The organism is Intestinirhabdus alba (assembly GCF_009711095.1).
In the GTDB taxonomy this organism is placed as follows: domain Bacteria; phylum Pseudomonadota; class Gammaproteobacteria; order Enterobacterales; family Enterobacteriaceae; genus Intestinirhabdus; species Intestinirhabdus alba.
The window spans coordinates 289,568-309,170 of the sequence record NZ_WMJZ01000001.1 but is presented as its reverse complement, the minus strand read 5'-3'; the positions used below and the strand labels follow the sequence as shown (position 1 = coordinate 309,170).

The window sequence follows — 19,603 nt, the reverse complement described above, 5'->3', positions numbered from 1 at the left end:
TTTAATCGACGTTCAGCGCGTCATTAACCAGATCTTGCTGCTGCTTCTGGTGAACGGACATATAACCTACCGCCGGAGAGGCGGAGGCCGGGCGGCCCGCGTAACGCAGGGCGGACCCAGACGGAATCACTTCGCGGAAGTTATGCTGGCTGCAGTACCACGCTCCCTGATTGAGCGGCTCCTCCTGACACCAGACAAAATCATGCACGTGGGCGTACGGCTTCAGCGCCTCCTGCATCGCCTGGTGCGGGAACGGGTAAAGCTGTTCGATGCGCACGATGGCAACATCTTTTTGATCGTTCTTCCGGCGCTGCTCCAGCAGGTCGTAATACACTTTGCCCGAGCACATCACCACGCGCTTCACCGCCTGCGGGTCCAGTTCATCAACCTCGCCGATGGCCGGCAGGAAGGCACCGTTAGCCAGCTCGTCAAGGCTGGAGACCGCCAGCGGATGACGCAGCAGAGATTTCGGCGACATCACCACCAGCGGACGGCGCATCCCGCGCAGCGCCTGACGACGCAGCATGTGATAAACCTGCGCCGGGGTCGACGGCACGCAAACCTGCATATTCTGCTCGGCGCAGAGCTGCAGATAGCGCTCCAGGCGCGCGGAGGAGTGCTCCGGCCCCTGCCCTTCATAGCCGTGCGGCAGCAGCATCACCAGGCCGCACATCCGGCCCCATTTCTGCTCGCCAGAGGAGATGAATTGATCGATCACCACCTGGGCTCCGTTGGCGAAGTCGCCAAACTGCGCTTCCCAGATGGTCAGGGTGCGCGGCTCTGCGGTGGCGTAGCCATATTCGAAGGCCAGCACCGCCTCTTCAGAGAGCACGGAGTCCCAGACCCGGAAAGTGCCCTGCCCGTTATGCACGTGCTGCAGCGGGGTGTACGTCGAACCGTTGACCTGGTTGTGGATCACCGCGTGGCGATGGAAGAAGGTGCCGCGGCCGGAGTCTTCGCCGGACAGACGCACGGGAATGCCCTCATCGACCAGGGTGGCATAGGCGAGGTTTTCCGCCGCGCCCCAGTCGAAGAGCTTCTCGCCCGCCGCCATAGCCTGGCGATCGCCATAGATCTTCGCGACCCGCGATTGCATTTCAATGGCTTCCGGCACCGTACTGATGCGTTTGGCCAGCTCCTGCAGGCGCTTCATCTCCACCCTGTTCGGATACGCCTCGTCCCACTCGTGGTTGAGGTAGGGTGACCAGGTAAAGGAGTGCATATTCATCGGACGCCACTCTTTTACCACGCACTCGCCGGAATCCAGCGCGTCGCGATAGAGGTTCACCATCTCGGTGGCGTCCTCCAGGGTGGCGACCCCGTCCTGCTCCAGCCGGTCGGCGTACAGCTTACGCGGGGTCGGATGCTTTTTGATTTTCTGGTACATCAGCGGCTGGGTGGCGCTCGGCTCGTCGGCTTCGTTGTGGCCGTGACGGCGGTAGCACACCAGATCGATAAACACGTCGCGCTTGAAGGTGTTACGGAAGTCCAGCGCCAGGCGGGTGACGAAGGCCACCGCCTCCGGATCGTCCGCGTTAACGTGGAAGATCGGGGCCTGCACCATTTTGCCGATATCGGTGCAGTACGGCGTGGAGCGCGCGTCCAGCGGGTTGGAGGTGGTAAAGCCCACCTGGTTATTGATGACGACGCGCACGGTGCCGCCCACTTCATAGCCCCTGGCCTTCGACATGTTCAGGGTCTCCTGCACCACGCCCTGGCCGGTAACCGCCGCGTCGCCGTGAATAGTGATCGGCAGCACTTTATTGCTGCCCGGCTCGTCCAGCCTGTCCAGGCGGGCGCGCACGGATCCGATGACAACCGGACTGACGATCTCCAGGTGCGACGGGTTAAACGCCAGCGCCAGGTGGACCAGGCCGCCTTCGGTTTCGATATCCGATGAGAAGCCCATGTGGTACTTCACGTCGCCGGTGCCGAGATGCTCTTTATGTTTACCGGAAAATTCGTCGAACAGATCCTGCGGCCGTTTACCCAGCACGTTTACCAGCACGTTCAGGCGGCCGCGGTGCGCCATCCCCAGCACCACTTCGCGAGTGCCGCTGTTGCCCGCGTGGCGGATCATCTCTTTCAGCATCGGGATCAGGGCATCGCCGCCCTCCAGCGAGAAGCGCTTGGCTCCGGGGAACTTCGCTCCCAGATAGCGCTCCAGCCCTTCGGCGGCGGTCAGTTCGCTAAGGAAACGCTTCTTCTCTTCGCTGCTGAACGCCGCCCGACCGGATTCGATACGCTGCTGGATCCAGCGTTTCTCTTCGGTGCTGGTGATGTGCATATACTCCGAACCGATCGGCCCGCAGTAGGTCTCTTTAAGGGCGGCGATTAGCTCGCCTAACTTCATCGTCTCTTTACCGCTGGCGAAAGAGCCGACGTTAAAGCTTTCCTGGAAATCCGCCTCGCTCAGATCGTGAAACGCCAGATCGAGATCCGCCACGTTCTCCTGCTGCCACAGCCCAAGCGGATCGAGATCCGCATGCTGATGGCCGCGAAAACGGTAGGCATTGATCAGCTGCAGGACTTTAACCTGCTTCACGTTGGTATCGGGATCGGAAATCGTCGAGGAGTAACGTGAGGCATCTTTCGCCAGACGGCGAAAGTAGTCACGCATTTGAGAGTGGAGTTGATCCGGTTTGACTCCGGTGCCCGGTAACTGCTGGAACGTTGAACGCCAGTTAGCGTCTACCGAGTCAGGATCGGTTAAGAAGTCTTCATAGAGCTGTTCTATCCAGCTCTGGTTTGCGCCAGAGAGGTAAGAAGAGTCCAGCCAGGCTTGCAAAGCGCTGTTCTGCATCGTGATCCCTTAAGCATCTTTGTTATGCTTACTTCGCCGTGGATACTACTACGCACATATCACATCAGATGTGCGTGCCGGGGTTCACCTGCGAGCTCTTGTTGGCCCGCGAAGGAACCTTTAAAAACTGCCATTAATCTTCTGCGTTCAGGCTACGACTTCGTTGGCTGCTTTCGCTTACTCCAGTCACACAGCGATCTCTGTTCCGGAGATGTACTCAGTTGCCGCCCTGTCTCGCTCTGAGCGTCCCGATTACGGGTACTGCAATGTAGCGGTTTTTAAAGGTTTCCTGTTTTTTGCCCGGTGGCGCTACGCTTACCGGGCCTACTGTCTCACAGGTCGGATAAGCGCAGCGCCATCCGGCGTGTTACTTACGCGCTACGCTGCAGCAGCATCGACTTAATATGGCCGATAGCCCGCGTCGGGTTCAGCCCCTTGGGGCAAACGCTGACGCAGTTCATGATGCTATGACAGCGGAATACGCTGAATGCATCGCTCATTCCCTCCAGGCGGGCGTCGGTTTCCGTATCCCGGCTGTCGATCAGGAAGCGATACGCCGCCAGCAGACCCGCCGGGCCGATAAACTTGTCCGGATTCCACCAGAACGACGGGCAGGAGGTGGAACAACAGGCGCATAAAATACATTCATACAGCCCGTCAAGCTTCTCCCGCTGCTCCGGCAGCTGTAAATGCTCGCGCGCCGGAGGATTCTGCCCATTATTCAACAAGTAAGGCTTAATCTTCTCATATTGTGCATAGAATTGCCCCATGTCTACCACCAAATCGCGGATCACCGGCAGACCGGGCAGTGGACGTATCACAATTTTCTTTCCTGACCGGTTCAGGGCGGAGATCGGCGTGATGCATGCCAGCCCATTTTTACCGTTCATGTTCAGACCGTCTGAGCCGCATACGCCCTCGCGGCAGGAGCGGCGAAAAGTGAGCGAGGGATCTTTTTCCTTCAGCTGCAGGAGGGCATCCAGCAGCATCATGTCGCGCCCCTCCTCCGCCTCAAGGGTGTAATCCTGCATGTGCGGAGCGGTGTCGACATCCGGGTTGTAGCGATAAATTGAAAATTCAAGCCTCATGTTTCCTGTCTCCGCATTAGTAGGTACGAATCTTCGGCGGGAATGCCGGACGCAGCTTCGGTTCCATATTCACCTGACGTCGCGTCATGGATTCCGTCTCTGGCAGATAGAGGGAGTGGCACAGCCAGTTCGCATCATCGCGCTCCGGATAGTCGAAGCGGCTGTGAGCCCCGCGGCTTTCGGTACGGAAGTTGGCGGAAACGGCCGTCGCAAAGGCGGTTTCCATCAGATTGTCCAGTTCCAGACATTCAACGCGCTGGGTGTTAAATTCGCTGGAGGTATCGTCCAGACGGGCGTTTTTTAGCCGCTCGCGGATAACCTTTAGCTGCTCCAGCCCCTTCGCCATTGCCTCGCCTTCGCGGAACACCGAGAAGTTATGCTGCATACACTCCTGCAGCGCTTTGCGGATAGCCACCGGATCTTCGCCGTCGCGGTTGCTGTTCCAGCGGTTCAGACGTTCCAGAGAACCGTCGATATCCGATTCGCTGGCGTCGCGCAGCGCGCCCTGCTCCTGAATCGACTCCTGCAGATGCAGGCCCGCCGCCCGGCCAAAGACCACCAGATCGAGCAGCGAGTTACCGCCCAGGCGGTTAGCCCCGTGGACCGATACGCAGGCGATTTCCCCTACCGCGAACAGCCCCGGAATAACCACATCTTCGCCCTGGGCGTTGACCGTCAGCGCCTGGCCTGTCACCTTCGTCGGAATACCGCCCATCATGTAGTGGCAGGTGGGGATCACCGGGATCGGCTCTTTCACCGGATCAACGTGGGCGAAGGTGCGGGAAAGCTCCAGAATGCCCGGCAGGCGCGATTCCAGCACCTCTTTACCCAGGTGGTCGAGTTTCAGCTTCGCATGAGGCCCCCACGGGCCGTCGCAGCCGCGGCCTTCGCGGATTTCAATCATAATGGAGCGCGCCACCACGTCACGGCCCGCCAGGTCTTTGGCGTTCGGGGCGTAGCGCTCCATAAAGCGTTCGCCGTGCTTGTTCAGCAGATAGCCGCCTTCGCCACGGCAGCCTTCGGTAACCAGTACGCCCGCCCCGGCGATGCCGGTCGGGTGAAACTGCCACATCTCCATATCCTGCACCGGCACGCCGGCGCGGATCGCCATACCCACGCCGTCGCCGGTGTTGATATGGGCGTTGGTGGTGGACTGATAAATACGCCCCGCGCCGCCGGTCGCCAGCACGGTAGCGCGGGCTTTGAAGTAGACCACTTCGCCGGATTCAATACTCAGCGCGGTGCATCCCACCACCGCCCCGTCCTGATTTTTGACCAGGTCCAGGGCATACCATTCGGAGAAGATAGTGGTGTGATTTTTCAGGTTCTGTTGGTAGAGGGTGTGCAGCAGGGCGTGGCCGGTGCGGTCCGCCGCCGCCGCGGTGCGCGCCGCCTGCTCGCCGCCGAAGTTTTTCGACTGGCCGCCGAACGGACGCTGATAGATACGCCCGTCGTCGAGACGAGAGAAAGGCAGCCCCATATGCTCCAGCTCCAGAATCGCCTCCGGGCCGGTTTTACACATATACTCAATCGCGTCCTGGTCACCGATATAGTCCGACCCTTTTACGGTGTCGTACATATGCCATTCCCAGTTATCTTCATGGGTATTGCCCAGCGCCACGGTAATGCCGCCCTGGGCTGAAACGGTGTGCGAACGGGTCGGAAACACTTTGGAGAGCAGCGCGCAGGTCTGACCGCTCTGGGAAATTTGCAGCGCCGCGCGCATACCCGCGCCGCCGGCACCAATAACAACAGCATCAAATTCTCTGACTGGCAGTTTCATCACGCACCCCACACCACAACAAATCCATAAATAACGTACACCGCCAGCGCCACCACGATTGCCAGCTGCAGAATCAGGCGCACGGCCAGCGGCTTAACGTAGTCGGTCAGCACCTGCCACATGCCAATCCAGGCGTGGATCAGGACGGAAAACAGCGCCAGCAGCGTGAAAACTTTGGTGAAGGCCAGGGAGAAGAAACCGCTCCAGGCCTCGAAGGTCAGCTCGCCGCTTATCGCGAAAAAGCCCACCATGTAGAGGATGTATAAGGTCAGAACGATAGCGGTAGCACGAACAAGGATAAAGTCATGCACGCCGTTGCGTCCCAGAGCGGAGGCGTTGCTTACCATACGAGAACTCCTGCGAGAATTGAAAGCACGACGGTGATGATAAAAGCGATGCTGGCGGAGCGCCGACCGGCGTCAAAGGTCTCTTCCAGATAGCCAACATCCATCAGCATGTGGCGAATGCCGCCCACCGCGTGGTACGCCAGCGCGGTCAGGATGCCCCACATAATAAATTTGACGAAGAAGCTCCCCATCACGGCGGAGGCCTGGCGGAACCCTTCCGCAGAGGAGAGGCTCATGCCCAGCAGCCACAGCAGAATGCCGACCGCCACAAAGACAATGACGCCGGAAACGCGATGGAGAATGGACGCTATCGCCGTGATTGGGAACCGGATCGTTTGCAGATCCAGATTGACAGGTCTTTGTTTTTTCACATTTCTTATCATGAATAACGCCCACATGCTGTTCTTATTATTCCCTTTGGACTTCCGGCCAGTGGAGGATGCCAGCTGTGCCTGAAAGACGACGGGATCGCCTTCCTCCGGTCTGCATGCGGTCAGACAGCGTCCTTTTCTATAACTGCACGTCATATAAAACACCGCTTCCAGATGTTAAAACGACGGGTTACAACGCTGGGTGGCTCGGGACTGCAGGGTCTTCCGGAGGCCTGGCGGCAGTATAGGACGTTCACAAAATCATTACAATTAACCTACATATAGTTTGTCTGGTTTTATCCCGAACAGTGATCCACATCACGATAAGAACATTTTCTTAATTTTTAATCATATAATTTGACAATCATTCAACAAAATCGTTACAAACAACGCCAGGCAGAGCATATAATACATAAAAGTTATGGGGTCACTCTTTAACCATCCGGGGCGTTAAGTTTACGCTGCACGCCAGCGGCAATGCAGGATGCCATGGGATCGGAGAGGACGTCACGCGCTGTAAACCGCGTGTAAAAAGGAAGCGATCGGGCCGAACCTCGCGCCGGGTGAACTCCCCTGCGCCAGCGGTAAACTTAACCACCCGTGGGCCGCCTTCGGCGAAAGATCGGGACGTCAGGCACTCCGTTGCCTGGTAAGTAAACAGTATCGAGGTCTTGACCCATCTCTCCATGACAGTTATTAGTGTTAGACAGGTTAAAAAATTCTGATTGCTAAGTTGTTGATTTGTTGCTTAATGAACATAGTTGACCGTTTTACCCCCTGAACAGCTCAGGTGGCAGGAGATAACGCCAGCCGTTTTACACCGCGTTTACCCTGCCCGCCGGGGACGAGGCGAGAGATCGAATAACACCAGCGTCCACGCGGCCTGAAACAGGAAGGGGTTATCTGCCAGCGCCCATTGCTCTGTACCCTGCTTTTCTTTGTCTTCTGCAGAGCGGAGCCAGACACAGACGGATAACGGTCGATCGTGCATACACAACGTCATTCATGCGGCATTAACGCGGCGGCGATGATATTTCCGGAAACGCAGGCGGTTCTCTGCGCCCGGTTTTTTCAGCGCACAACCGACGCGGTGTCGGGGTGAAGGTCGGCGTGCAGGAAGCAAATCTAACTTCCGGCAGTCTCAGGCAACAAGGCGCTAAGGAGACCGTAAATGGCTGATACAAAAGCAAAGCTCATCCTGAATGATGATGCGGCTATTGAACTGGATGTGCTAAAGGGCACGCTCGGACAGGACGTTATTGATATTCGCAGTCTGGGTTCAAAAGGGATGTTTACCTTTGACCCCGGTTTTACCTCTACCGCATCCTGCGAATCCAAAATCACCTTTATTGACGGCGACGAAGGTATTTTGCTGCATCGCGGCTTTCCGATTGACCAACTGGCGACCGAATCCAGCTATCTGGAAGTGTGCTATATCCTGCTGTACGGCGAAAAACCGACCAGGGAAGAGTACGACGAGTTCAGAACCACGGTCACCCGCCACACCATGATCCACGAGCAAATTACCCGCCTGTTCCACGCTTTTCGCCGCGATTCGCACCCGATGGCGGTAATGTGCGGGATCACCGGCGCGCTGGCGGCCTTCTATCACGATTCGCTGGACGTCAACAACCCGCGCCACCGTGAAATCGCCGCCTTCCGCCTGCTCTCCAAAATGCCAACCATGGCGGCGATGTGCTACAAATACTCCATCGGCCAGCCGTTCGTCTACCCGCGCAACGATCTCTCCTATGCCGGTAACTTCCTCAATATGATGTTCTCCACCCCGTGCGAAGAGTATGAGGTGAACCCTGTGCTGGAGCGGGCGATGGATCGCATTCTGATCCTGCACGCAGACCACGAGCAGAACGCCTCGACCTCCACCGTGCGTACCGCCGGCTCCTCCGGGGCGAACCCGTTCGCCTGTATCGCGGCGGGGATCGCCTCCCTGTGGGGACCGGCGCACGGCGGTGCTAACGAGGCGGCCCTCAAGATGCTGGTGGAGATCAGCTCCGTTAAGCACATCCCGGAATTTGTCCGCCGCGCGAAGGACAAAAATGACTCTTTCCGCCTGATGGGCTTTGGCCACCGCGTGTACAAAAACTATGATCCGCGCGCCACCGTCATGCGCGAAACCTGCCATGAGGTGCTGAAGGAGCTGGGCAGCAAAGACGATCTGCTGGAAGTGGCCCTGGAGCTGGAGCATATCGCCCTGAACGACCCCTACTTTATCGAGAAGAAACTCTATCCGAACGTCGACTTCTACTCCGGCATCATTCTGAAAGCGATGGGCATTCCCTCCTCCATGTTCACGGTGATCTTTGCTATGGCGCGCACCGTAGGCTGGATCGCCCACTGGAACGAAATGCACAGCGAAGGGATGAAGATCGCCCGTCCGCGCCAGCTGTATACCGGCTACGCGCAGCGCGACTTTACATCAAATATCAAGCGGTAATCTCTGCTGCCGGATGGCGCGTCCCTCCGGCAGCTTACCCTGCGCTTTTTTTGACCTTCGTTAACATCCTCCGCCTTTCTCTGTGTTTTACTGCGTTTTCGTCACGATTACGCAGGGAGCTAAGGATGGTCGTTTTACGGTGGGGGCTACTGTTTCTGGCATCCGTTCTGCTTTCCCTGCTCTTTCTCCAGCTTCATCTCCCGGCGGCGCTGCTGCTCGGCCCGATGCTCGCCGGGATCCTGTTCAGCCTGAAGGGGATAAAGCTCGTCCTTCCCCGCCAGGCGTTCCTCGCCGCCCAGGCCATACTCGGCTGCATGATAGCCCAACACCTGACCGGTTCGATAGTCACCACCCTGGCGGTCAACTGGCCGGTGGTACTCGCCGTTCTGCTGGTAACGCTGCTCTCCGGCGCGGCGGCCGGCTGGCTGCTGGTGCGCTACAGCGCGCTGCCCGGCAGCACCGGCGCGTGGGGCTCCTCGCCCGGCGGCGCGGCGGCGATGGTGGCCATGGCGCAGGATTACGGTGCCGACATTCGCCTGGTGGCCTTTATGCAGTATCTGCGGGTGCTGTGCGTCGCGGCGGCGGCGGCGCTGGTGGCCCGGCTGCTCCCCGGCGGCGGCGAAGCGGTCAGCCAGCCAATCGTCTGGTTTCCACCGCTCAGCCTTAACCTGCTCGACACCCTGCTGCTGGCCGCGGTCGCCGGTATCGCCGGACGCCTGCTGCGCATTCCCTCCGGTGCGATGCTGGCCCCCATGCTGGCGGGCGCGCTGCTGCACGCGGGCGGCATTATGGTGATTGAGATACCGGAGTGGCTGCTGGCGATAGCTTATATTGCCATCGGCTGGCGTATCGGGCTGGGATTCGATCGACAGGTTCTTTTTGTGGCGCTCCGCCCGCTACCGCAGATCCTGCTGTCGATTCTCTTCCTGATGGCCGTCTGTGCGGCGATGGCCTGGGGCCTCGCCCGCTATATGCAGATCGATTTTATGAGCGCCTGGCTCGCCACCAGCCCCGGCGGGCTGGACACCGTGGCGGCGATCGCCGCCGACAGCAGGGGCGATATGGCGCTGATTATGGCAATGCAGACCCTGCGCCTGTTCAGCATTCTGCTGACCGGCCCGGCGATCGCCCGCTTTCTTTCCACCCGCGCGGCGAAAAGTAAACCCCGGGCGGTCGGCTGAGCGCCAGCGGGCCAAATCAGCCCTGACAGCCCGGACACCAGTAAAAGGGCCGCGAGGAGAGCGTGGTCTTCTCAATGACCCCGCCGCAGCGCTCGCAGGCTTCGCCGTCGCGATGAAATACCCTGAAGCGAAACAGCGCCCCGTGGTGCTTGTTTTCATCCACCTGACCACGGGTACTATAAGAGAGGCGCGGCAGATCCAGCAGCGCGTGGGAGAGCGCCTCCAGCTGCGGCGCGCTGAGATCCTTCGCCTTGTGCGCCCCGTTCAGCCCCACCTGCCAGAGGATCTCCACCCGCAGATAGTTGCCCAGCCCGGCGAGAAACGCCTGATCGAGCAGCAGCCCGGAAAACTGCCGGTTGCGAAAGCGCGGTGACAGTAGCCGCGCTTTCACCGCCTCCGCCGTCAGCTGCGGATCGAGCACGTCCGGCCCCACCCGCAGCAGAAACGGATGGACGGCCAGCTGCTCAGGGGTCAATATTTCAATATCGGAGGCGCTGTACAGCAGGATGGTTTTATCGGCGGCCTGCAGCCTGACGCGCAGCACCCGCGTGGTCTGCGGGGGTTCGCCGGTGTCAATGACCCGCCATACGCCGTAGAGCTGATTGTGGCTGTAGAGGGTCAGCCCGCCGGAGAAGTGGGTCAGCAACGCTTTCCCCCTGGTCTCTATGCGGCTGACGCTCTGGCCAGTCAGCTGAGATTCGTAGACCTTTAACTGCGCAAAGGCAAACCAGACGTCGGTCAACGGTTTACCTACGATCGCCGCCTCCAGGTTATCCGCCGCGCGGCGGATTTCAGGACCTTCAGGCATCTTTGTATCCTTCATTCATAAACTGCGCCGACAGCGGTACGCTGAGGTTGGTCGGCGACAGGCGTCAATGGCCCAAGAGAATCACCCCGCGCGTATCACCGCCGGAGAGAGCCAATAATAGCCTCTCCCGGCACGGCAGACCACTTCCCACGAGGGGTTAACCGCCCGTAAAACCCCGGGGCTACGCGAACATCAGGAAGTACATCAGGAAGATATTAACCAGCAGCAGCAGCGCGCCGGTGGGAGCCTGCGCTTTGATAACCGCATTTTTATCCGGCAGCTCCAGCAGCGCGGCGGGAACAATGTTGTAGTTCGCCGCCATCGGCGTCATCAGCGTACCGCAGTAGCCGGAAAACATGCCGACCGCCGCCATCACCGCCGGGTTGCCGCCGTGCTGCAGCACCAGAATCGGTATACCGATGCCCGCCGTCACGATCGGGAAGGCGGCAAAAGCGTTGCCCATCACCATCGTCAACAGCGCCATGCCGACCACGTACACCACCACCGCGATAAAGCGGCTGTCGACGGCGAGGTACGTCTGGGTAAGCCAGGCGATGCCGCTGCCGACGCCCGCCGCGGTAAACAGCAGCCCGAGGGTGGCGAGGATCTGCGGCAGAATAAAGGCCCAGCCGATGGCGTCCAGCAGCCGGCGCGCCTCCTGAATGGGCTGATGCACCCGCTCACGGGTGATGTTAACCGCCATCCCAAGGCCAATCAGCGTCCCGGCGGTCATCGAAAACAGGGTGACCAGGGTGGCGTGATTGCCCGGTCCGAACAGCGCGCTCTGCAGGCCCGGAAGATGGTTAAACAGCAGCACGCCGATCACGGTAACCACCGGGATCGCCAGCGCCGGATAAAACAGCCGGTTGCCCAGCCGAAGGGCGCTCTCCTCCCGCTGCTCGCGAGTGCGCTGATGGTAGCTGCCCAGCCTCACGCCGCCGAAACCGGCGATCAGCGCCAACAGGACCACCGCCGCGCCGACGGCGATATTCATCGTCCGCCTGTCGCCCACAAGCGAACAGGCCCAGTCGCCGAGCAGAAACAACAGGCCATAGATGCCCCAGAACAGGCCGGTGGTCAGGCGTCGCGGGTTGGCCCTATCCCGCCAGGACATTACCGCCACAATCAGTAATATGACGCCCGCCAGCCAGTAGAGATAGCTTTGCTGAAAATTCATAGCGTCTCTCCTTTCACCGCGGCGGCGGGCGTTTTCGCCAGCTCGCGCTGCAGATAGCGATCCAGCCGCCACAGCCGCGCGCCGTGGATCAAAAAGGCGCAGGCGGCCGTCGGGATCCCCCACAGGGCGATATGCAGCGGCTCGGTCTGAATACCCCCCGACTCCAGCATAAAGTTATGCATAAAAATGATCGCGCCGAAGGCGACAAAGATATCCTCGCCAAAAAACAGCCCCACGTTGTCGGTGGCGGCCGACATAGCCCGCAGCCGGTAGCGCACCGCGCCGGGCAGCGGGCCATGATGTTTTTCCGCCGCGCCTTCCGCCATCGGTGCCAGCAGCGGACGCACCATCTGCGGGTGGCCGCCGAGGCTGGTCAGCCCCAGCGCCGCCGTCATCTCGCGCGCAAAAAGATAGACCACCAGCAGGCGGCCGGCGGTGGCGCTGTGAATTTTCGCTATCCACGCCTGGGCGCGCTCCTTCAGGCCGTGACGTTCCAGCAGGCCAATCACCGCCAGCGGGATCAGCAGAATAAACGGCAGATTGCGGGTATTAAGAAATCCTTCGCCCAGCTTTTCGAGGATCGTGGCGATGGGCATCTGCGCCGCCAGCCCCGTGACGATCCCGGCGACAATCACCACCAGCACCGGATTAAAGCGTAATAGAAATCCGACCACGATGACGGCGATACCCGTCAGCGGCCAGAGAGATACGACCTCTCCCATAAGTTCACTCCTGTTCGTTGTTGTGTTCCGTTGTGTTGTTTATCCCCGTCATACTTCAAGCTGCATGTGCGTTGGCTTCTGGTTACTCGTCTCATCCATGAGACTCGCCCTGACGGGCCGCCGCTGCGCAGCGTTCAAATCTGCTCCAGGCAGATTTGTCGCTCACCCCGGTCACATAGTTCGCTATACTCCCGAGGATGAATGAGGGACATCCCTGTCCCTCACCGCAGGCGACCTGCGGTCGGGCAAATTCGTTCCTGACGAATTTGTTGCTCGCTTGCCGCGTGATTCGGCCTGAGGGCCTCACCCCTTCGGGGCCAGCCCGGGGGCTGTTCAAAACGCGCTGCGTTTTGTCATGCAACTCGAATTATTTAGGGTATATCCCCGTCATACCGCGCGCTGGCCTTTTTCGCTCCCGGCCGCTTAGTGAGGCAGGCGGCCGAAGAGCCGTGAGGAACGTGGCCGCTCCTTCGCGAAGGCTGTCGGGCCGTTTGGGGGGAGTGTCACCGCGGCCTCTCTGCGGAGGCTGAGTGCGGAATTATGCCGTAACGGTAATGCCGTGCGCGTTAAAGGCGGCGCGCAGGCGGCGGGCGAAAGCGAGTGCGTGCTCGCCGTCGCCGTGAATGCAGACCGTCTGCGCCACCACCGGTGCCCATTCGCCGGTGATGCTTTTTACTTTTCCCGTCTGCACCATCTCCAGGGTCTGGGCCAGCGCCCGCTCCTCTTCGGCGATCAGCGCCCCCGGCTGGGTGCGCGGCACCAGGCTGCCGTCGGCCCGGTAGCCGCGATCGGCAAAGACCTCCTGGCGGGTCGCCAGGCCGTGGCGTTCGCCCGCCCGAATCAGCTCGCTGCCCGCCAGCCCCACCAGCACCAGCGCCGGATCGCAGGCGCGCACCGCCTGCGCGATGGCGTCGGCAAGCTCCGGCTCCCGCGCCGCCTGGTTATAAAGCATCCCATGAGGCTTAACGTGCCGCATTCTGCCCCCCTCCGCGCCGGCGATAGCCGCCAGCGCGCCCAGCTGATACAGGGTCTGGGCGTAGATGGTCGCCGGAGGCAGCGTCATGGCGACGCGGCCAAAATTTTCCCGGTCCGCAAAGCCGGGATGTGCGCCAATCGCCACCCCGTTTTTCAGCGCCTCGCGCACGCAGGCCCGCATGGTTTGCGCATCCCCCGCGTGAAATCCGCAGGCGATATTGGCAGAGGAGACCAGCCGCAGCAGTTCGCTATCGCTGGCGCAGCCCTCTCCCAGGTCGGCATTAAGGTCAATGTTCATTGTTGAGTCGCCATATGAGCTGTTCCAGATAGCGCTGCCGCTCGCGACGCGCCTGAAGCGCCTCGTCCAGCGAGCACAGCACAAAGTGAATCGGCTGTCCGAGGGGGATCTGCGCCAGGTGGTACATATCCGCCTCGATGATGCAGGCGATGCGCGGATAGCCGCCGGTGGTCTGGGCGTCGTTCATCAGCACGATGGGCTGGCCGTTATGCGGCACCTGCACCACGCCGGGAAGCAGCCCGTGCGACAGCATCTCGCGTCCGGTAACCCGAACCAGCGGCTGTCCCTGCAGGCGGTAGCCCATCCGGTTGCTCTGGGGGCTGAGATGCCAGGGCGAACGCCAGAACGCCTCCTGCGAAACCGGGTCGAACTCGTGGTACTCCGGCCCCGGCAGAGCGCGAATATGGTTACCCCACAGCAGCTGCCTGACCCCCTGCGCGCCGGTAAACTGCCGGGCAGGCCGGCCCGTAGTCAGCCGGTCGCCCTCCTTCAGCGGCCGCCCGTCCAGCCCGCCGATGCCAACCTTCAGATCGGTGCTGTACGACCCCAGTATCGACGGCACCTCAATGCCGCCCGCCACCGCCAGATAGCTGCGCATACCGCGCAGCGGCCGCTGCAGGGTCAGCCGCTGGCCTGCCCGCACCGGCAGCCGCCAGCCGGTCCACACCGCGCGGTCGTCGAGCTGCGCTTCGCAGTCTGCGCCGGTCAGGGCAAACCAGCCGTCGGCCGCGAACTCCACGCTCAGCTGTCCGAGGGTGATCTCCAGCGCCGGAGCGTTGGCGTCATTACCCACCAGCAGGTTAGCGATATTCAGCGCCGGTTGGTCCAGCGCGCCGCAGCGGCCGATCCCCGACTGGCGCAGGCCGTGGCGGCCGCCGTCCTGGACGGTGGTGCAGATCCCCGCACGTAAAATCGTCAGCATACCCCCTCCTTCTGCGGCACAAAGCGCACGCTGTCTCCCGGGCGCAGCAGAACCGGCTCGTCCCGCCGGGGATCGAACAGCCGGAGCGTCGTACGGCCGATCAGCTGCCAGCCTCCCGGCGTTGCCAGCGGATAGACGCCGGTTTGCGATCCGCCGATGCCAACGGAGCCGGCGGGGACCTGCAGCCGCGGCTCCGCGCGTCTTGGGGTGTGCAGCCGCTCCGGCAGGCTGCCGAGATAGGGAAAGCCGGGCTGAAAGCCTAAAAACCAGACCACGTAATCCACCGACGAATGCAGCTCCACCGCCTGTCTTTCGCTCAGGCCGCTGTGCCGGGCCACTTCCGCCAGATCCGGCCCCGCCTCGTTGCCATAAATAACCGGAATGTCGATCGACCGGGAGTCCGGCTCCAGCGCCTCGCTCTCCTCCCACCAGCGCTGCAGGCGCTCAAGCGCATCCAGCGCCAGGGTCTGCGGCTCGCGCAGAATCACCGTAATATTGTTCATCCCTGGAATGGCCTCAACCACATCCGGCATATCGACCAGACGCCGGGCCAGCCCCCAGATACGTTTCTGGCTCGCCAGCGTGACGGGCGGCTCCAGCTCCAGTACCACCGCCGTTTCACCTAACAGATAACAACGCGCTCGCTGCACATCTCCCCCTTTGGCTAATAAGTTATGCGGGATTGGGAATATCGATAAAGGTCACGTCCAGATCGGTGGTTTCATTCAGCCACTCGCTGAGGGCGCGGATGCCGCCGCGCTCGGTGGCGTGATGTCCGGCGGCATAAAAATGTAGCCCCTGCTCCCGGGCCGAATGGATGGTCTGCTCGGAGAGTTCGCCGCTAATAAAGGCGTCAACGCCGAAGCGCGCCGCGCTGTCGATAAAGCTCTGGCCGCCGCCGGTACACCAGGCCACGCGGCGAACGATCTCCGGCCCGGTATCACCGCACCACAGCGGCTTGCGGCCAAGGCGTGCCTCGATCCACGAGGCCAGCTCCGAGCCAGGAACCGGCATCAGCAGCTCGCCCCACGGCACCAGCGGTTCAATTTCGCCCATTACGGTGATGCCAAGCAGCGCCGCCAGCCGGGCGTTATTGCCCAGCTCAGGGTGGGCGTCCAGCGGCAGATGCCAGCCGTAGAGATTAATATCGTGGGTCAACAGGGTCTTCAGACGACGGCGCTTCATACCGCGAATCACCGGCGACTCCCCCTTCCAGAAATAGCCATGATGAACGATGACCGCATCCGCCTGCAGGCGCACCGCTTCATCCAGCAGCGCCTGGCTTGCGGTCACGCCGGTGACGATTTTGCGCACCGTCTCTTTGCCCTCAACCTGCAGGCCGTTCGGCGCATAGTCACTTATCGCCGCGCCGTTCAGTTTGTCATCGATCAGTTTTTCCAGCTCGGTGTTTTTCATCATCGCCTCCCCTTAATTAAGAAATCTGCGCGTTAGTCAGGCTGCGTTCCTTAACGGTGCGCGCTCGCGCCGCCTCCCCTTAACCAGGGAACACTGCCTAACATAGCGTCACCCTGCCGGTTCGTCATCCGTTAATTCTTCGACACATTAAGAAACAATCGCAACCTTTCAGAAGGTGAATGAGTGGGTCACTCATGGGACATTTCATGTATATTTATGCAAACAGAAAGCATATTGCATAGATAATTCGATCTGCATCAAGATTTTAACCTTAAGGCACTCCACGCCCGGCGGACATCCCCGCCGGGCGCGAGACGGCTACCCCGGAAAAACCATGAATAAGCAAGCCTCTCAGCCGCGCGCCATCTATTACGTCGTCGCGCTTCAGATTTGGGAATATTTCAGCTTTTACGGCATGCGCGCCCTGCTGATCCTCTATCTCACCAACCGGCTCCACTACGATGACGCCCACGCCTATGGGCTGTTCAGCGCCTACTGCTCGCTGGTGTACGTCACGCCGATCCTCGGCGGCTTCCTCGCGGATAAGCTGCTTGGCAACCGCATGGCGGTCATGCTGGGGGCGTTTCTGATGGCCCTCGGCCACCTGGTGCTGGGGGCCAGCGAGATCGCGCCGACCTTTCTCTATCTGTCGCTGGCGATTATCGTCTGCGGCTACGGCCTGTTCAAATCCAACATCAGCTGCCTGCTGGGGGAGCTGTATCAGCCGGACGATCCGCGCCGCGACGGCGGCTTCTCGCTGCTGTACGCGGCGGGCAATATTGGCTCCATCGTCGCCCCCATCGCCTGCGGCTATGTGCAGGAGGAGTACAGCTGGGCGATGGGCTTTGCGCTGGCGGCCATCGGCATGGTGGCCGGGCTGATTATCTTCCTGTGCGGCAAGCGACACTTCGCCCACACCGCCGGCGTGAACCGGGCGGCGCTGCGCGCCAGAACCGCTGCGCTGCCCAACTGGGGCTGGCTGCTGGTGCTGCTGGTGGCGGCACCGCTGCTGGTCACCGTACTTTTCTGGCAGGAGTGGGCCGTCTATGCGCTTATCGTCGCCACGGCGATTGGCCTGGCGGTGCTGGTAAAAATTTTTCGTCAGGCCCAGACCCCGCAACAGCGCAAAGCGCTGGGGCTTATCGTCACGCTGACGGCCTTCAGCCTGCTGTTCTGGGCCTTTGCCCAGCAGGGCGGCAGCTCCATCAGCCTCTATATCGACCGCTTCGTCAACCGCGATATGTTCGGCTATTCGGTGCCGACCGCCATGTTCCAGTCGGTTAACGCCTTTGCCGTCATGCTGTGCGGCGTGGTGCTGGCCTGGCTGGTCAAAGGGCGCGCCGGGGGCAACCGCAGCGTGCGTATCTGGGGAAAATTCGCCCTCGGCCTCGGCCTGATGAGCGCCGGCTTCTGCATCCTGACCCTGAGCGCCCGCTGGTCCGCCGCCTACGGCCACTCCTCAATGCCGCTGATGATCGCAGGCCTGGCGGTGATGGGCTTTGCCGAGCTGTTTATCGATCCGGTGGCCATGTCGCAAATTACGCGCATTGAGATCCCGGGCGTTACCGGCGTATTAACCGGCATTTATATGCTGCTCTCCGGGGCGATCGCCAACTATCTGGCGGGCGTAATCGCCGACCAGACCTCCCAGAGCGCTTTCGACGCCGCCGGGGCCATCGGTTATTCCATTAACGCTTATATCGGAGTGTTTAGCGAGATCGCATGGGGGGCGCTGGGCTGCGTGGCGCTGGCGCTGCTGATTTGGCTGTATCAGGCGCTCCGCTACCGCAGGCACCCTCTGGCTCCGGCATCCTGAGAGCTTCCGCTAGCCCCGGCCTTTGCGCGCCGCCTCCCAGGCCGCCAGGGTTGCCGCCCGGGCCTGCGGGTGATCGACGATCGGCGGCGGGTAGTCGAGGGTGACGCCGGCCCGGCTCGCCCAGCGCCACGGCTGGTGAATCGCCTTTCCCGGCACTTCGCGCAGCTCCGGAAGCCAGCGGCGAATAAACTGCCCGTCGCGGTCGAATTTTTCGCCCTGGGTGGTTGGGTTAAAAATACGGAAATAGGGCGCGGCGTCGGTGCCGGTTGAGGCAGCCCACTGCCAGCCGCCGTTGTTAGCGGCGAAGTCGCCGTCAATCAGCTGCGACATAAAGTAGCGCTCTCCCTGCCGCCAGTCGATCAGCAGATCTTTAACCAGAAAGCTGGCGGTAATCATGCGCAGGCGGTTATGCATCCACCCGGTGGCGTTCATCTGGCGCATAGCGGCGTCGACAATGGGATAGCCGGTGTTGCCCTCCTGCCACGCCCGCAGATGCTGCGGATTGTCCCGCCAGCCGACGCCGTCGGTCCAGGAAAGAAACGGCTGATGCCGACACAGCGCCGGATACCAGACGATCAGATGCCGATAAAATTCCCGCCAGATAAGCTCGTTCAGCCAGACGCTTCCCGCCCCGCCCTCCAGCGCCGCAGGCTGCTCCGCCAGCAGTCGGTGCAGGCACTGGCGCGGCGACAGAGTGCCGATGGCCAGGCTGGCGGAGAGGCGGCTGGTGCCCTCCTCCGCCGGAAGATCGCGGCGCTGCGCATACTCTTGCGCCCCGCGCTGACAGAACTGCCGCAGCCGGGCTATTGCCCCGGCCTCCTGGGTCGGGAACAGCGCTTCGTCAAAATCCTGCTGCGGATAGCGAAGGACGACGGGCGTCAGCGCGGAGGTCAGCGCTCCGCCCCTGCGCACAGCGGGGGCCGCCACGCAGTCGGGCATCTCCTCCTGCAGACGCCTCAGCCAGGCGTTTTTAAACGGGGTGAACACTTTATACATCTTGCCGCTGCCGGTCAGCACCGCGCCCGGCGGCAGGATCGTGCCGTCGTCAAAGCCTTCGCACACCACCTCGCCGAGGGTGCGCTCTACCGCCGCGTCCCGCCGTCGCTCATTCAGCTCATATTCATAGTTATAAAACAGGCGGCTGACCGCCTGCTCCCGGCAGACACGACCCAGCGTCTCCACGCTGGCGGCAAAGTCCGGCACCTCATAAAACAGCAGCGGAATACCCTTCTCCGCCAGCCCGGCCTGCAGCGCGTTCAGCCGGGCGGCGATCAGCGCCGCCTGCCGCGGGGCCATCTCATGGGCCGCCCACTGCGCCGGCGTGGCGATAAACAGCGCCAGCACCCGTGCGCCCTCGCTGCGGCAGGCGGCGGCGAGGGCAAGATTATCGTGCAGACGTAAGTCGCGGCGAAACCAGACCAGATGGGTGGTCATAATGCTC

16 protein-coding genes are annotated in these 19,603 nt (G+C 61.3%); 3 read left to right on the top strand and 13 right to left on the bottom strand.

Translation table 11 applies throughout. The features are described from left to right. Position 1 precedes the first annotated feature (1 nt). The 5 genes from sucA to sdhC form a co-directional block, all read right to left on the bottom strand. Complete coding sequence (sucA, locus tag GJV78_RS01455; RefSeq protein ID WP_155106639.1) at positions 2-2,803, bottom strand: 2-oxoglutarate dehydrogenase E1 component; 2,802 nt, start codon at positions 2,801-2,803, stop codon at positions 2-4. Between the two features lie 371 nt (positions 2,804-3,174). Beyond that, positions 3,175-3,891 carry a succinate dehydrogenase iron-sulfur subunit SdhB gene (gene sdhB / locus GJV78_RS01450; protein ID WP_155106638.1) on the bottom strand — a complete coding sequence of 239 codons (717 nt, stop codon included), beginning with the start codon at positions 3,889-3,891 and terminating at the stop codon, positions 3,175-3,177. Positions 3,892-3,907: 16 nt separating this feature from the next. Continuing rightward, complete coding sequence (sdhA, locus tag GJV78_RS01445; protein ID WP_155106637.1) at positions 3,908-5,674, bottom strand: succinate dehydrogenase flavoprotein subunit; 1,767 nt, start codon at positions 5,672-5,674, stop codon at positions 3,908-3,910. Further along, complete coding sequence (sdhD, locus tag GJV78_RS01440) at positions 5,674-6,021, bottom strand: succinate dehydrogenase membrane anchor subunit (protein WP_155106636.1); 348 nt, start codon at positions 6,019-6,021, stop codon at positions 5,674-5,676. Before sdhD ends, sdhA begins: the two co-directional genes overlap by 1 nt. Beyond that, positions 6,015-6,419 carry a succinate dehydrogenase cytochrome b556 subunit gene (gene sdhC / locus GJV78_RS01435; protein WP_167519304.1) on the bottom strand — a complete coding sequence of 135 codons (405 nt, stop codon included), beginning with the start codon at positions 6,417-6,419 and terminating at the stop codon, positions 6,015-6,017. The genes sdhD and sdhC overlap by 7 nt, the downstream gene beginning before the upstream one ends. Before the next feature lie 1,144 nt (positions 6,420-7,563). Here sdhC and gltA point away from each other — a divergent pair. Beyond that, the gene (gene gltA, locus GJV78_RS01430; RefSeq protein ID WP_155106634.1) at positions 7,564-8,847 is read left to right on the top strand and encodes a citrate synthase; all 1,284 of its coding nucleotides are present in this window, start codon (positions 7,564-7,566) and stop codon (positions 8,845-8,847) included. Between the two features lie 125 nt (positions 8,848-8,972). Further along, entirely contained in the window at positions 8,973-10,028 is a 1,056-nt protein-coding gene (locus GJV78_RS01425; protein ID WP_155106633.1) for an AbrB family transcriptional regulator, read from the top strand. A 16-nt stretch (positions 10,029-10,044) separates the two neighbouring features. Here the strand turns inward: GJV78_RS01425 and nei are convergent, their stop codons facing one another. From nei to GJV78_RS01390, 7 genes are all read right to left on the bottom strand, one after another. Beyond that, positions 10,045-10,836, bottom strand: coding sequence for an endonuclease VIII (gene nei / locus GJV78_RS01420; protein WP_155106632.1), 792 nt, complete (start codon positions 10,834-10,836; stop codon positions 10,045-10,047). Between the two features lie 181 nt (positions 10,837-11,017). Then, positions 11,018-12,013 carry a DUF979 domain-containing protein gene (locus GJV78_RS01415; protein WP_155106631.1) on the bottom strand — a complete coding sequence of 332 codons (996 nt, stop codon included), beginning with the start codon at positions 12,011-12,013 and terminating at the stop codon, positions 11,018-11,020. Next, a complete protein-coding gene (locus GJV78_RS01410; protein WP_155106630.1) occupies positions 12,010-12,735 on the bottom strand; it encodes a DUF969 domain-containing protein in 726 nt (241 codons plus the stop codon). The genes GJV78_RS01415 and GJV78_RS01410 overlap by 4 nt, the downstream gene beginning before the upstream one ends. Before the next feature lie 538 nt (positions 12,736-13,273). Then, entirely contained in the window at positions 13,274-14,008 is a 735-nt protein-coding gene (pxpA, locus tag GJV78_RS01405; RefSeq protein ID WP_155106629.1) for a 5-oxoprolinase subunit PxpA, read from the bottom strand. Continuing rightward, positions 13,998-14,930, bottom strand: a complete 933-nt coding sequence (pxpC, locus tag GJV78_RS01400) for a 5-oxoprolinase subunit PxpC (RefSeq protein ID WP_155106628.1) — start codon at positions 14,928-14,930, stop codon at positions 13,998-14,000. The genes pxpA and pxpC overlap by 11 nt, the downstream gene beginning before the upstream one ends. Then, complete coding sequence (gene pxpB / locus GJV78_RS01395; RefSeq protein WP_167519303.1) at positions 14,924-15,580, bottom strand: 5-oxoprolinase subunit PxpB; 657 nt, start codon at positions 15,578-15,580, stop codon at positions 14,924-14,926. The genes pxpC and pxpB overlap by 7 nt, the downstream gene beginning before the upstream one ends. 22 nt (positions 15,581-15,602) lie before the next feature. Beyond that, positions 15,603-16,346, bottom strand: coding sequence for a type 2 GTP cyclohydrolase I (locus GJV78_RS01390; protein WP_155106679.1), 744 nt, complete (start codon positions 16,344-16,346; stop codon positions 15,603-15,605). A gap of 334 nt (positions 16,347-16,680) precedes the next feature. Here GJV78_RS01390 and dtpD point away from each other — a divergent pair, with 334 nt between their 5' ends. Next, on the top strand, positions 16,681-18,162 hold the full coding sequence (gene dtpD, locus GJV78_RS01385) for a dipeptide permease DtpD (protein ID WP_155106627.1): 1,482 nt from the start codon (positions 16,681-16,683) through the stop codon (positions 18,160-18,162). 9 nt (positions 18,163-18,171) lie between these two features. Here dtpD and phrB read toward each other — a convergent pair whose 3' ends face one another. Next, complete coding sequence (phrB, locus tag GJV78_RS01380; protein WP_155106626.1) at positions 18,172-19,596, bottom strand: deoxyribodipyrimidine photo-lyase; 1,425 nt, start codon at positions 19,594-19,596, stop codon at positions 18,172-18,174. Positions 19,597-19,603 lie beyond the last annotated feature (7 nt).